The organism is Uniformispora flossi, from assembly GCF_049534875.1.
GTDB classification, from domain to species: domain Bacteria; phylum Actinomycetota; class Actinomycetes; order Streptomycetales; family Streptomycetaceae; genus Yinghuangia; species Yinghuangia aomiensis.
Window position 1 is genome coordinate 252,910 of record NZ_JBMULZ010000009.1, and the last position, 13,530, is coordinate 266,439.

Below are 13,530 nucleotides of genomic sequence, written 5' to 3' on the forward strand. Positions count from 1 at the left end.
AAGGCGCGGTCGGCCCGGTGATCCTCCTCCTCTCCACCTCCGACACCGACCTCCTCAGCGCCAAGGCGAGCGACGGCGCATGGCGCCTCGCCAACCCGGCCCGCACGTCCGCGGCCGACCTGCCCGCGCTGGTGGACGGCACCGACCTCGTCGTCGTCCGCCTCCTCGGCGGCCGCCGCGCCTGGGAGGAAGGCCTCGACGCACTCCTCGCCGGGCCCCGCCCGGTCGTCGTGGTCTCCGGCGAACAAGCCGCCGACGCCGCCCTCATGGAGCTGGCGACGGTGCCCGCCGGGGTGAGCGCGCAAGCCCACGCGTACCTCGCGCAGGGCGGCGCGGACAACCTGACGAACCTCTACCGGTTCCTCTCCGACACGCTGCTCCTCACCGGCCACGGCTTCGAAGCGCCTGCCGAAGTCCCCACCTGGGGACGCCTGGAGCGGGAGTCGCGCAACCCGGACGCGCCCGCCGTCGGCGTGCTCTACTACCGCGCCCACCACCTGGCCGGAAACACCGCCTTCGTCGGCACCCTGTGCGACGCCATCGAGAACGCGGGCGGACGCGCCGTGCCGGTCTGGTGCGCTTCGCTGCGCGGCGCCGACCCCGAGCTGTTCGAGGCGATCGCCGAGGTCGACGCCCTCCTCGTCACCGTGCTCGCGGCGGGCGGCGCACGCCCCGCCGAGGTGTCCGCGGGCGGCGACGACGAAGCCTGGGACGTCGGCGCGCTGGCCGCCCTCGACATCACCGTGCTCCAGGCCCTGAGCCTCACCACCAGCCGCGCCGAATGGGAAGCCGGCGACGCGGGCCTCTCGCCGATGGACGCCGCCACCCAGGTCGCCGTGCCGGAGTTCGACGGCCGCCTCATCACCGTGCCGTTCTCCTTCAAGGAGACCGGCGCCGACGGCCTCACCTTCTACGCCGCCGACCCGGAACGCGCCGCTCGCGTCGCCGGGATCGCCGTCCGGCACGCCGCGCTGCGGCATGTGCCGCCCGCGGAACGGCGCATCGGCGTCGTGCTGTCCGCGTACCCGACCAAGCACGCCCGCATCGGCAACGCCGTCGGCCTCGACACCCCCGCCAGCGCCGTCGCCCTACTGCGCGCAATGCGCGATGCCGGCTACGACGTCGGTCCCGTGGCCGGCTCCGACGCGCTGCCCGGCCTGGAACCCGCGGACGGCGACGCGCTGATCCACGCGCTCATCGCGGCCGGCGGACAAGACCCCGAGTGGCTGTCCGAAGCCCAGCTCGAAGGCAACCCGGTGCGCATCGGCGCCTCCGAATACCGCGAGCGCTACGCCAAGCTCCCGGTCGGCCTGCGCGCCAACATCGAAGAGCACTGGGGCCCGCCGCCCGGCGAACTGTACGTCGACCACTCCCGCAACCCGGACGGCGAAATCGTCCTCGCCGCGCTGCGCGCCGGGAACGTCGTCCTCATCATCCAGCCGCCGCGCGGCTTCGGCGAGAACCCCGTCGCGATCTACCACGACCCGGACCTGCCGCCGAGCCACCACTACCTGGCCGCCTACTGGTGGCTGGACAGCGCCCGCGCGACCGGCGGCTTCGGCGCGAACGCGCTCGTCCACCTCGGCAAGCACGGCACGCTGGAGTGGCTGCCGGGCAAGAACCTCGGCCTGTCCGCCGAGTGCGGGCCCGACGCGGTGCTCGGCGACCTGCCGCTGGTCTACCCGTTCCTGGTCAACGACCCGGGCGAGGGCGCCCAGGCCAAGCGCCGCGCGCACGCCGTGATCGTCGACCACCTCGTGCCGCCGATGGCGCGCGCCGAGACCTACGGCGACCTCACCCGTCTCGAACAGCTCCTGGACGAGTACGCCAACGTCTCCGCCCTCGACCCGGCCAAGGCCCCGGCGGTGCAGGCGCAGATCTGGACCCTCGTCCAGGCCGCCCGCCTCGACCACGACCTCGGTATCGGCGACCGGCCGCACGAGGCCGAGTTCGACGACTTCCTGCTGCACCTCGACGGGTGGCTGTGCGAGGTCAAGGACGCGCAGATCCGCGAGGGCCTGCACATCCTCGGCACCGCCCCGACCGGCGAGGGACGGGTGAACCTGGTCACCGCGATGCTGCGCGCCCGGCAGGTGTGGGGCGGCCGTACGGCCGCGCTGCCCGGTCTGCGCGAGGCCCTCGGCCTGGTGGAGGGCGGCACCGCGACGCGCCGGGAGACCGACGACGCGGAAGCGGCCGCGCATGCGCTGGTCGCGGCGATGGAGGAGCGCGGCTGGGACCCGGCCGCGGCGCCCGCGGTCGTGTCCTCGGTACTCGGTGCCGAAGCTCCCCCGGTCGCCGAGGTGTTGGCCTTCGCCGCCACCGAGGTCGTCCCGCGGCTGGACCGCACGGGCGACGAAATCGCCGCCGTGCTGCACGCGTTGGACGGCGGCTACGTGCCCGCCGGCCCGTCGGGTTCGCCGCTGCGCGGCCTGGTCAACGTGCTGCCGACCGGCCGCAACTTCTACACCGTCGACCCGAAGGCCGTCCCGAGCCGCCTGGCCTGGGAGACCGGACAGGCGCTCGCCGAGTCGCTCCTCACCAAGTACCGCGCCGACCACGGCGAATGGCCGCGCTCGGTCGGCCTGTCGGTGTGGGGCACGAGCGCGATGCGCACGAGCGGCGACGACGTCGGCGAAGTGCTCGCCCTGCTGGGCATCCGCCCGGTGTGGGACGACGCGTCGCGGCGGGTGACCGGCCTGGAGCCGATCCCGTTGGCCGAGCTGGATCGGCCGCGGGTGGACGTCACCGTGCGGATCTCCGGCTTCTTCCGGGATGCGTTCCCGCACGTCGTGCTGCTGCTCGACGACGCGGTGCGCCTGGCCGCCGGGCTGGAGGAGTCGGACGACGACAACTTCGTCCGGGCGCACGTGCGGGCGAACATCGCCGAGCACGGCGACGAACGACGGGCCACGGCACGGGTGTTCGGTTCGCGTCCGGGGGCTTACGGGGCCGGGCTGCTGCCGCTCATCGACGCCCGGACGTGGCGCGACGACGCGGACCTGGCCGAGGTGTACGCGACGTGGGGCGGCTACGCCTACGGCCGCGGACTCGACGGGGTGTTCGCCCGCGAGGACATGGAGCGCGCCTACAAGCGCATCGCCGTCGCCGCGAAGAACACCGACACGCGCGAACACGACATCGCCGACTCGGACGACTACTTCCAGTACCACGGCGGCATGGTCGCCGCCGTGCGCGCGCTGACCGGAACGGCGCCGGCCGCGTACATCGGCGACTCGACGATGCCCGACGCGGTGCGCACCCGGACCCTCGAACAGGAGACCGCCCGGGTCTTCCGGGCGCGGGTGGTCAACCCGCGGTGGATCGAGGCCATGCGCAAGCACGGCTACAAGGGCGCGTTCGAACTCGCGGCGACCGTCGACTACCTGTTCGGGTACGACGCGACGACCGGGGTCGTGCAGGACTGGATGTACGAGAAGCTCGCCGCCGAGTACGTGCTCGACCCGGCCAACCGCGCGTTCATGCGCACGTCCAATCCGTGGGCGCTGCGCGGGATCGCCGAGCGACTCATCGAGGCCGCCGACCGGGGGCTTTGGGCGAAGCCGGACGCGGCGACGCTGGAGGGGCTGCGGGAGGCGTACCTGGAGGTCGAGGGGGATTTGGAGGGCGGCGAGGATGAGGTCTGATCCCCTCACGGACGTCCTCACGCCAGGTCTTCCCGACGAGGCGTTCGACCACGACGGCCAGCTCACGAAGCGCGAGATCCGTGCGCTGACCCTGGCCGCGCTCGCCCCGCGCCCCGGTGAACTGCTCTGGGACGTGGGGGCGGGGAGCGGCAGTATCGGGATCGAGTGGCTGCGGGCCAATCCGACGGGGCGGGCGGTGGCTTTCGAACGCGACCCCGCCCGCGTCCGCCGCATCGCCGCAAACCGCGTCGCGCTCGGCGCCCCCGGCTTGGTCGTCGTGCAGGGCGCGGCCCCGGACGTGTTCGCGGAACTGTCCGACGGGCCGGCCCCGGACGCGGTGTTCATCGGCGGCGGCCTGACGGTGCCCGAGGTGGTGGCGCGCTGCTGGACGGCGCTGCGACCCGGCGGGCGGCTCGTCGCGAACGCGGTCACGGTCGAGACGGAGGCCGAGATCGTGCGTCAGCGGGCTTTGCTCGGCGGCGAGTTGACGCGTATTCAGATCAGCCGGTCGACCCCGGTGGGGAGGTTCACCGGGTGGCGGGCGTCGATGCCGGTGACCCAGTGGATCGTGACCCGCCCGACTGCCGTCGACCCGGCACCGGGCCGGTCGGCTGACCAGGCCGCGCGCGTGGCAGAGGAGCCCCGTTCATGACCGTCCATTTCGTGGGTGCGGGCCCGGGTGCGGCCGATCTGATCACGGTGCGGGGCCTGCGGCTGATCGAGTCGGCCCGGGTGTGCCTGTATGCGGGCGCCATCGTGCCGCACGAACTCCTCGACGCCGCACCGGCGGACGCGCGCCTCGTCGACACCGCGGACCTCACCCTCGACGAGATCGTCGCGGAGTTCCGGGCGGCGCATGACGCCGGGCTCGACGTCGTACGGCTGCACTCGGGCGACACGTCGTTCTACAGCGCGGTCGGCGAACAGATCCGCCGCTTGGCGGCGTTGGGGATCCCATATGACATCACCCCCGGCGTCCCGGCCTTCGCCGCCGCGTCGGCGGCCCTCGGCCGCGAACTGACGCTGCCCGGCGTCGGCCAGACGGTCGTCCTGACCCGTGTCTCGAACAACTCGACCGCGATGCCGCCGGGCGAGGACCTGGCGACCCTCGGCCACTCGGGTGCGCTGCTGGTCCTGCACTTGGCGGTGCGCGAAACGGCCCGGATCGTCGCCGAGCTGACCCCGCTGTACGGCACCGACTGCCCGGTCGCCGTCGTGGCGCGCGCGTCGCGACCCGACGAGCTGGTGGTGCGGGGGCGCCTGGCGGACCTTGAGGCCCTGGTGCGGGACAACGGGGTGAAGGCCGTCGCGGTGATCATGATCGGCCGGGTCCTGGAGGACTCGGCACCGGGGTTCTGCGAGAGCCACCTGTATTCACCGGAGCGGGTGCGGTCGGCGGCGGGGACGTAGCTTCCGGGCCTCCGCGCGTCCGGCGGGGACGTGACCATCCCCGCCGCGCGTCCGTCGGGACATGGCTGTCCCCCGCAATTGCGAGAGGCCGGACCCGGGAGTCTCCCGGGGCCCGGCCTCCGTCGCGTTGCGCGTGTGGCTTCCGGTCTTCGGCGTCAGCCGACCTTGACCGCGTCGACGGTCTTCTGGAAGACCGACACGTGGCCGTGGCCGACCTTGACGTCCTGCACCTTCAGCTGGAACACCGACACGTGGTGGCCGACCTTGACGTGCGACTTCTCCACGTTGTGGACATCGACACCGGCGGACGCCACAGGCGCGGCAACGGCCAGAGCCGCGGCGGCCAGGGTGGCCACGGCGCAGAAACGACGGATCTTCATGAGGGCTCCTTAGCGACAGGGGACTGAGGCCTGTCGCTCTCCAGACTCCGCAACGACCCGACACCGGCAGCCCTATTGCTCCGGTCGGGGGCGTGTCGATCCGGCGTGCCCGGACACCCGTCCGCGGGGCGGCGGCTGCCGAAGATCTGACCATTTAGGCCGATCAGGGGCTGCGCGGGGCATTCGCCCGTCGAACCATCCAACCAGGTGGATGATCTCGCCGAGGTGACCTCCGCCCGCGGCCGTGCCCCGGCCCGGGTGTCTTCCGCCGATCCTGGAGGATCCATGCGACACCCTGTTTCCCGGCTGCGCCTGCGCGCCTTGGCCGCGGGACTCGCGCTGGCCACGGCCGCGTTCCTGCCCTCGGGCTCCGCGGGGGCGGCCGACCAGTACGAGTGGGCCGCGCTGGGCGACTCGTACACCGCCGGCGTCTTCGTCGGGGACCCGCAGCCCCCGCTGGGCGACGCGGCGCGCGACGGCTGCGACCGCACCACGAACTCCTACCCCGACGTCGTCGACCGGGAGTTGGCCGAGTTCCCGCCGGGCAAGCCCGTCCACCTGACCAATGTCAGCTGCGGTGGCGCCACCACCACCGACATCGCCACCGCCAAGCAGACGCCGATCAGCCCCGTGCAGCCTCCCGCGGACGGCTGGTCGCCGGTGGACCCGCAGATCCAGCGGGCCAAGCTCAACGACCAGACCGACATCGTCACCATCGGGGTCGGCGGCAACAGCCTGCCCTTCGGCGGCATGCTCCTCAAGTGCCTCGAAACCGGCCTGGTCGGCAAGTCCTGCCGCGAGTACTACACCAGCCCGCCGCAGGGCGAGGAGAGCGTCCAGGACAAGCTGGCCCGGGTCCAGGACGAGTACATCGAGATGCTGGCGCAGGTGCACCAGGCCGCGCCCAACGCCAAGGTGATCACGGTCGGTTACCCGGCCGTCCTGCCCGAGCAGGGCAGCGACTGCAACCGCCTCGCCCTCACCGAACTCGGCTCGATCACCCACGCCGACGTCGACTGGCTCCGCGACGACGTCCTCAAGCAGCTCAACAGCACGATCCAGCGGGTCACGTCGTTCTTCGGCGACCGCTACGTCGACATCTACTCCTCCAGTGTGGGCCACGACGCGTGCCAGCCCGCGGGCACCAAGTGGGTCGAAGGACTCTGTGGCGACGCGGAGTCCTACTGGCCCAGCAGCCTCCCCGGCACGCTCCTGAACTGCGGCCTCATCAACAAGCGCGTCACCCTCGTCCACCCCAACGCCGAGGGCCACGCCAACGCCGCCACCCACGTCGAACGAGCCCTCCGCATCGCGCTCCTCGAACGCTGACCACCCCTCGACGCCGACGCCCCGTCAGGGGCGCGCGGCGTGACTCCGGTTGCACGCCGCAGCATGTCCACGGCGTGCAACCGGAGTTCGCTGTTGCCTCCCGAGCCGGCGGCCGTGCCCGGCGCGTCCCGTCCCTCAGAACGCGATGATTCCGGCGTGTTCCACCTCGACGAGGTAGACCACGCGGTCCTCACGCAGCGGGTAGGGCATGCCCAGGTACTTCTGCGCCATGCGGTCGATGATCGCCCACCCCGGGTCGCCGTCGACCGACGCCACGACCCGGCCGCGGACGTGCGCCATCCGCGTGGGCTGCTCCGCGTCCAGCAAGGACAGCGCCACCCGCGGATCCTTCGCGACGTTCCGGGCCTTGCGCGACTCCGGCGAGGTCAGGAACGCGATCCGGTCCCCTTCGAGGCCCACCCACAGCGGCACCGAATGCGGCGACCCGTCGGGCAGCAGCGTGGCCAGGTGCGCGATGTTCGTGCCGGCGACGAGCGCGCGCACGTCTTCCGGGAAACGGGACGAATCACTCACGGCAGAACCATCCTTCAGGCGAAGTCGAGAAGCTCTCGTGGGGTAGACCCGCGCGGGGGCACGGACTCATCGCTGTTCCGCAATGACGTCGTCTCGGTGTCCCGGCGCCGGCGCCCGCCCCGTCGCCGCGCACGCTACGCGGGCTTCGCGTAGTGCCGTACCAAGTCGTCCACCAGCGTGTCCGCGTAGTCGGTGTCGGCGGGGGCGAGGTTGAGGAGGACGCGCAGGTACAGGGGGGCGAGCAGGTAGTCCAGGGTCTGGCGCAGGGTCGGGTGGGGATCGCCGCGCTCGGCGGCGCGGGCGAGGACCGCGGCGAGTTGGCCTTCGCGGGCGGCCATGCGGGGGCTGGGGCCCTCGGACGTCGCGGCGCAGGCGACCGACCCGCGGAGCAGGGCCAGGCCCTCCGTGGTGGTGATGGTGCCGAGGGTCTGCGCGGCCCAGGCGGACAGGTCGCCGCGCAGTGTGCCGGTGTCCGGGGGCGGGTCGTGGGGGGCCAGTCGGTTGGCGGTCACATCGCGGAGCAGGCCGGCGGCGTCGCCCCAGCGCCGGTACACCGTGGTCGGGTTGACGCCCGCCCGGGCGGCGACCGCGGGGATGCTGAGGCGCTCGGCGCCGCCGTCGGCGATCAACTCGGCGGCGGCGGCGAACACCGCCGCGCGAACGCGCGCGCTGCGGCCGCCTTCGCGGCGGACGGGAGGGCGCTCGTCCGCGCCGACCGGGGTGTCTGGGCTCACTCCGCCACCTTAACGCCAGGACTTTTGCTTTTGGCGGAGTCAGGTGTAGCGTCCATTAAAGCCAAGATCTTTGTGTTAGGGCGGTGGGGTCTGCACGCCGTCGCGGCACCCACCTCCTGCCCGGGGCCGCGGTCCACCGCCTTGCGCCTCGCTTTCGAGCCGCCCCGAGGTCCCCCGCATGCCCGGTTCCTTCCGCGTGTCCCGCACCGCGGCGTTCTGGCTGGTCACCGCCGCTCTGCTGGTGCTGATGTTCGCCGCGTCGGCGCCGTCCCCGCTGTATGTCGTGTACCAGGCCCGCTGGCATTTCTCGGCGGGCATGCTGACCACGGTGTTCGCCGTGTACGCGGTGTTCCTGCTGCTCGCGCTGCTGACGCTGGGCAGCCTGTCCGACTACCTCGGCCGACGCCCGGTGATGATCGGGGCGCTCGTCGTGGAAGCGGTCGCCATGCTGGTGTTCGCCGAGGCGCGGTCGGTCGGGTGGCTGCTGGCCGCGCGGGCCGTCCAAGGCCTCGCGACGGGCATCGCGACCGGCGCGATCGCGGCGGCGCTGGTCGACCTGGAGCCGGAGAACCGGCCGGGGCTCGGCGCGCTCATCAACGGCGCGGCGTCGACCGCGGGCCTGGCATTCGGCGCGTTCGGCTCGGGTCTGCTGGTCGAGTACGGGCCGGCGCCGCGCGTGACCGTGTTCGTCGTGCTGCTCGCCGCGAGCCTCGCCGCAGCGGTCGTCCTCGTCTGCATACCCGAGACGGTGACCCGTCGGCCCGGCGCGGCGGGCTCGCTGCTGCCGCAGGTCCGCCTACCGCGCGCGTCGCGGGGACCGCTGGTCGCCGTGCTCCCGGCGCTGGTCGCGGTGTGGGCGCTCGGCGGCCTGTACCTGTCCCTGGCGCCGACCCTCGCGGCCGGAATCCTGCACGTGCAGAACCACTTCGTCGCCGGACTCGCCATCACCACGATGATGTCCGGCGCGGTGGCCGGTTCCCTCACGATGCGCGGCCGCGCGGCCCGCCCGACCCTGATCATCGGCTCGACCGCCCTCGCCGCCGGCGCCGCGGCCACCCTCGCCGCGCTCGGCCTCCACAACACCGCACTGTTCTTCGCGGCGAGCGCGGTCGCGGGCTACGGCTTCGGCGCGGCCTTCCTCGGCGCGCTGACCACCATCGTCCCGACCGCCGCCCCCGCCGAACGCGCGGAACTCTTCGCCGCCCTCTACGTCCTCAACTACCTGGCCTTCTGCGTCCCCGCCGTCATCGCCGGCTTCACCGTCCCCCACGCGGGCCTCCTCCGCACCGCAGTCGTCTACGGCAGCGTGGTCACGGCCTTGGCCCTGATCTCCCTGACCGTGGCCGTTATGCGCAAGCCGCGCAACCGACAGCAGCAACCGAACCACGAGGAACTGCGGACCGAGGCGACGGTGGGAAGCTGACGGAAGGCACCGCCGGGCGATCTCCCTGGCCGGGGCAGCCGCTTACGATTGCCAACATGGCCACGGATCTGCGGATCATCACCTCCCATGAAGACGTGCTCCGGGTGACGGCGCGGCCGCTGACCAAGGAAGACCAGGGCGCCATGGCCTTCCTGTCCTACCGCGCGCTCCGGGAAATCCGCAGCATGGCCTTGGGCGACCGGCTGTACTACGGCCCGGGTTCCGGATGGAACGGCACGACGGACGCCCGCCGCCAGATCTACGCCGTCGCCGAACTCGTGATGGAGTGGCCCACGCGCGCGGTCGCCGATCCCCCGCGCCGTCGCCGGCTCCGGCGCCGCAGTCAGCCCCCGATACAGCCACACCCGCTCTCACTCGCCTGGGTGTCCAAGGACGACTCCTGCCGCGCCTGGATGCGCCGACAACTCGACCTGATCGGCTACGACTACACCTGGCTCGACGCCATCGGCGTCCGCTGGGTGCCGGAGCCGAGCTGACCGAGCCCGGTGGTCTCCCAGGTACAACCGCCCACGTCAGCTCAAGCCATACAGCATCCGGAGATCGACCAGTTCGATCGTCGGGTCCGCGTCAGCCGCGGCCCGCGCCTTGTCGTTGAATCCCGCGCCGCTGAAGCACAGGAGCTTGGTGGCGGAGGCGTCGTAACGTCCCGCTCGGCCGGCGATTTCCCGGATGCGGCGCAGGCGTTCGATGTGTGCCTGACCCATGACGTCGTTCCATTTGGCCTCGCCGATGGCGAGCAGTGGCGGCTTGCGGCCGTCGGCGAGTCCGACTACGGCAACGTCCACTTCGTGGCCGACGCGCGCTGTCGTGTCGTGGACGACTCCGTGCCCGACCTGGGCCGGAAGCCCGCCGAGCAGCTCGGGATCGGCGTGGTGAAGTGCCCACTCGCGGCATACCTGCTCGAAGTGCGGCCCGACGACGTTGCAGACGAAGCGGCGCCGGGTGGCCTTCCATACCCGGGCGGCGCTTCCGGGGCGTTCGAGCTGGTCCCAGACCGGGCGCATGACCGCGTGGTAAAAGCCGATGAGCGGCTCCGCGATGCGGTACGTCGGGCGGTTGTCGCGGAAGATGTCCTGGTCCCTGTGCAGCAGTCCGGCGTCCTCCAGCACGGTGATCGGGTGGGCGAGGTCGGTCGCCTTGCGGCCGAGGTACCCGGCGATGCCGCCACGCGTCGCGTTCCCGTCGGCGACCGCGCCGAGGACGGACAGGTACAGGGCGGTATCCCGGAGGTCCGGTTCCTCGGCGAGGAGGTAGCGAGCCTCCCGGAAGAGCGGAGTCTCGGGGTTGAGGACCGTGCGCACGACCCAGGGGTCGAAGTCCTCGCCGTCCCTGGGGCTGTCGCCCCGGGCGAATTCGCGCCGGTAGGCGGGCGTGCCGCCGACGATGGCGTTGACCCGGAGCGCAAGGTGCGGGTCGGTGATCTCCCAGAACTCGGCGGCGAGTTGGTGGTCGAGGGTGCGGACGACCAGTTCCAGCCCGGCGCGTCCGCGCAGCGGGGCACTGCCGGACAGGAGCTTGCCCATGAACGACAGCGCGGACCCGCACAGCAGCACGCGCGCGCGCGATGCCGCCCGGGCATCGCGCAGCGGCCGAAAGGCCTCCTGGATGATCGACGGCAGCTCCGGATTGGCCCGCACCAGGTAGGGAAACTCGTCGATGACGACCGGCACCGGCCGCTCCGTGCCCAGCGCGAACAGCGCGTCCATCACTTCGCTCCAGTTGGCGAAATGGAACGGTGCGGCGGGCCGCACGTGCGCGGTCAGCGACGTGCTGATGCGGCGCAAAGACTCGGCGTCCGTGGCTTCGGTCGCCCCGAAGTAGAACCCGCCCGCGGCCCGGCATGCCGCGTCGAGCAGGAAAGTCTTGCCTTGGCGTCGCCGCCCGGAGACGACGCCGAGCGTGGCGCCGGGCTGCTCGTCGGTGATGAAGCGCGTCAGTGCCGACCACTCGTACTCGCGATCGAACATCTCGGCGGGCTTGCGCACAGGCCTCTCCGCGAATGTATAGGTACAGTTATATAAACTGTACCTCTATATAGGCAGCACCTCCACGCAGTCGGCTGCCGGGGTCTCATGCCGCCCTCCCCACCACCCTCCCCATCCGATCCACCGCGATCACGTCCACCTCGATCGGCATCGCGCTGCCGTGCAGGTGCCGCAGGGCCGCCTCGCGGGCCGCGGCGGCGACGGCGTTGCCCAGGGGCAGGGCGGCTGCTTCGGCGAGTTGGAGGGCGTGGAGGGCGGTGTTGGCGTTGCGGATGGCGGAGGTCAGGGCGGGCGTGGCGCCCAGGGCGGCGGCGCGTTCGGCCAGGGAGGTCAGGTCGACCTGGGAGCGGGCCGAGTGCAGGTCGAGGTGGCCGTCGGCGAGTTTGCTGAGTTTGGCGAAGCCGCCGGCGATGGTGACGTGGGGGATGGGGTGGCGGCGGAGGTATTTCAGGAGGGCGCCGACGAAGTCGCCCATGTCGAGGAGGGCCGTGCCGGAGAGGCCGTGGATCTCGGCGCCGACGCGTTCGGAGGTGGTGCCCGTCGCGCCCAGGACGTGCGTCTCGCCGGTGGCGATGGCCACGTCGATGCCGCGGCGGATCGAGTCGATCCAGGCCGAGCAGGAGTACGGGATCACGATGCCCGTTGTGCCGAGGATGGAGAGGCCGCCGAGGATGCCCAGGCGGGGGTTCCATGTGTGGGTGGCGATCTCCTCGCCGTTGTCGACGGAGATCTCGACCACCGCGTCGCCGGAGGCGCCGTGGGCCGCGGCGACCGCGGCGATGTGGTCGCGCATCATGCGGCGCGGGACGGGGTTGATCGCCGGTTCGCCCACCTCCAGCGGCAGGCCCGGCAGCGTCACCGTTCCGACGCCCGGGCCCGCGCGGAAGACCACGCCGCTGCCGGGGGTGCCGCGGCGTACCGTGGCGCGGATCAGGGCGCCGTGGGTGGCGTCCGGGTCGTCGCCCGCGTCCTTGACCACGCCCGCCATCGCCGCGTCGTCGGACAGCGACTCGACGGCGAGGGCGAAGGCCGGGGTCTGCCCGCCCGGCAGCGTGATCGTCACCGGGTCGGGGAACTCCCCGGTCAGCAAGGCCTGGTAGGCCGCGGTGGTGGCGGCCGTCGCGCACGCGCCCGTCGTCCAGCCGCGGCGCAGCGGTCCCGGGGGGCGGGTCATCGGCGAGCCTCCGAACCGCGGGTGATGGGATGGCGGGGAACGGCAGGGCGGGGAGCGGCAAAGGAGTACCCGTGCACGTGTTGATCCTCGGCGGGACGTCGGACGCCCGCACGCTCGCCGCGCGCCTGCACGGCACCCCCGGCCTCCGCGTCGTCTCGTCGCTCGCCGGGCGCACCAAGGCGCCCGTGCTCCCCGTCGGCGAGTCCCGCATCGGCGGGTTCGGCGGTGTGGACGGGCTCGCGGCCCACCTCGCCCGTGAAGGTGTCACCGCCGTCGTCGACGCCACCCACCCCTTCGCCGCGCGGATCTCCGCCAACGCCGTCGCCGCGTGCACCCGGGCGGACGTGCCGCTGCTGCGCCTGCAGCGTCCCGGTTGGACGGCGGAAGCGGGCGACGACTGGCGCCGGATCCCCGACGCCGATGCCGCCGCCGCCCTGCTCCCCGCGCTCGGCCGCCGCGTCTTCCTCACCACCGGACGCCTGGAGACCGCCCCCTACGCCGCAGCCGCACTCGACGACCTGTGGTTTCTCCTCCGCAGCGTCGAGCCCCCCACCGGACCGGTCCCGGCGCGGTTCGAACTGCTTCTCGCGCGCGGTCCGTTCACCGTCGAGGACGAGATCGCGCTGCTGCGCCGCCACCGCATCGACGTACTCGTCACCAAGGACAGCGGCGGCACCCAGACCGCCGCCAAGCTCGCCGCGGCGAGGGAACTCGGCGTGCCGGTGGTGATGATCGACCGCCCGCCGGTGACCGCCGAGCGGTGCGTGGCGAGTGCGGACGAGGCGGAGGCGTGGGTGCGCGGCCTGCGGTAGGCCCGAAAACTGGGCCGACCCGCCGCGGAACCGGTGGAGAGTGACGGTGCTCATGGCGCGCCCACTGTCCCACGCCCGCCC

At 72.7% G+C, this 13,530-nt stretch carries 11 protein-coding genes and 1 pseudogene; 7 read left to right on the plus strand and 5 right to left on the minus strand.

Annotated features, from left to right (window positions below):
* Positions 1–17: 17 nt before the first annotated feature.
* From cobN to cobM, 3 genes and pseudogenes are all read left to right on the plus strand, one after another.
* Positions 18–3,647 carry a cobaltochelatase subunit CobN gene (gene cobN, locus ACPA54_RS21555; RefSeq protein WP_423532294.1) on the plus strand — a complete coding sequence of 1,210 codons (3,630 nt, stop codon included), beginning with the start codon at positions 18–20 and terminating at the stop codon, positions 3,645–3,647.
* Between the two features lie 22 nt (positions 3,648–3,669).
* Positions 3,670–4,299 (plus strand): annotated as a pseudogene (gene cbiT / locus ACPA54_RS21560) (precorrin-6Y C5,15-methyltransferase (decarboxylating) subunit CbiT); the annotation flags it as partial.
* A complete protein-coding gene (gene cobM, locus ACPA54_RS21565; protein ID WP_423532178.1) occupies positions 4,296–5,057 on the plus strand; it encodes a precorrin-4 C(11)-methyltransferase in 762 nt (253 codons plus the stop codon). The pseudogene cbiT and the gene cobM, both read left to right, overlap by 4 nt.
* Positions 5,058–5,212: 155 nt before the next feature.
* Here cobM and ACPA54_RS21570 read toward each other — a convergent pair whose 3' ends face one another.
* Complete coding sequence (locus ACPA54_RS21570; protein ID WP_345675078.1) at positions 5,213–5,437, minus strand: hypothetical protein; 225 nt, start codon at positions 5,435–5,437, stop codon at positions 5,213–5,215.
* A 285-nt stretch (positions 5,438–5,722) separates the two neighbouring features.
* Here ACPA54_RS21570 and ACPA54_RS21575 point away from each other — a divergent pair, with 285 nt between their 5' ends.
* On the plus strand, positions 5,723–6,766 hold the full coding sequence (locus ACPA54_RS21575) for an SGNH/GDSL hydrolase family protein (RefSeq protein WP_423532180.1): 1,044 nt from the start codon (positions 5,723–5,725) through the stop codon (positions 6,764–6,766).
* A gap of 135 nt (positions 6,767–6,901) precedes the next feature.
* Here the strand turns inward: ACPA54_RS21575 and ACPA54_RS21580 are convergent, their stop codons facing one another.
* Both ACPA54_RS21580 and ACPA54_RS21585 read right to left on the minus strand, forming a co-directional pair.
* The gene (locus ACPA54_RS21580) at positions 6,902–7,300 is read right to left on the minus strand and encodes a PPOX class F420-dependent oxidoreductase (RefSeq protein ID WP_423532182.1); all 399 of its coding nucleotides are present in this window, start codon (positions 7,298–7,300) and stop codon (positions 6,902–6,904) included.
* 134 nt (positions 7,301–7,434) lie between these two features.
* A complete protein-coding gene (locus ACPA54_RS21585) occupies positions 7,435–8,034 on the minus strand; it encodes a TetR/AcrR family transcriptional regulator (protein WP_423532184.1) in 600 nt (199 codons plus the stop codon).
* Positions 8,035–8,212: 178 nt separating this feature from the next.
* Here ACPA54_RS21585 and ACPA54_RS21590 point away from each other — a divergent pair, with 178 nt between their 5' ends.
* Positions 8,213–9,457, plus strand: coding sequence for an MFS transporter (locus ACPA54_RS21590; RefSeq protein WP_423532186.1), 1,245 nt, complete (start codon positions 8,213–8,215; stop codon positions 9,455–9,457).
* Positions 9,458–9,513: 56 nt separating this feature from the next.
* Positions 9,514–9,954: a hypothetical protein gene (locus ACPA54_RS21595; RefSeq protein WP_423532188.1), complete on the plus strand. Its 441-nt coding sequence runs from the start codon at positions 9,514–9,516 to the stop codon at positions 9,952–9,954.
* A 36-nt stretch (positions 9,955–9,990) separates the two neighbouring features.
* On the opposite strand, the gene ACPA54_RS21600 is transcribed toward ACPA54_RS21595, so the two are convergent.
* Positions 9,991–11,463, minus strand: coding sequence for an AAA family ATPase (locus ACPA54_RS21600; RefSeq protein ID WP_423532190.1), 1,473 nt, complete (start codon positions 11,461–11,463; stop codon positions 9,991–9,993).
* Between the two features lie 85 nt (positions 11,464–11,548).
* Positions 11,549–12,637 carry a cobalt-precorrin-5B (C(1))-methyltransferase gene (locus ACPA54_RS21605; RefSeq protein WP_423532192.1) on the minus strand — a complete coding sequence of 363 codons (1,089 nt, stop codon included), beginning with the start codon at positions 12,635–12,637 and terminating at the stop codon, positions 11,549–11,551.
* Between the two features lie 71 nt (positions 12,638–12,708).
* Here ACPA54_RS21605 and ACPA54_RS21610 point away from each other — a divergent pair, with 71 nt between their 5' ends.
* On the plus strand, positions 12,709–13,449 hold the full coding sequence (locus tag ACPA54_RS21610; RefSeq protein WP_423532194.1) for a cobalt-precorrin-6A reductase: 741 nt from the start codon (positions 12,709–12,711) through the stop codon (positions 13,447–13,449).
* Positions 13,450–13,530 lie beyond the last annotated feature (81 nt).

Coding starts and splice junctions, on each gene's coding strand:
- cobM (WP_423532178.1), top strand. CDS start 4,296: ATGACCGTCCATTTCGTGGGTGCGGGCCCGGGTGCGGCCGATCTGATC.
- ACPA54_RS21570 (WP_345675078.1), bottom strand. CDS start 5,437: ATGAAGATCCGTCGTTTCTGCGCCGTGGCCACCCTGGCCGCCGCGGCT.
- ACPA54_RS21575 (WP_423532180.1), top strand. CDS start 5,723: ATGCGACACCCTGTTTCCCGGCTGCGCCTGCGCGCCTTGGCCGCGGGA.
- ACPA54_RS21590 (WP_423532186.1), top strand. CDS start 8,213: ATGCCCGGTTCCTTCCGCGTGTCCCGCACCGCGGCGTTCTGGCTGGTC.
- ACPA54_RS21595 (WP_423532188.1), top strand. CDS start 9,514: ATGGCCACGGATCTGCGGATCATCACCTCCCATGAAGACGTGCTCCGG.
- ACPA54_RS21605 (WP_423532192.1), bottom strand. CDS start 12,637: ATGACCCGCCCCCCGGGACCGCTGCGCCGCGGCTGGACGACGGGCGCG.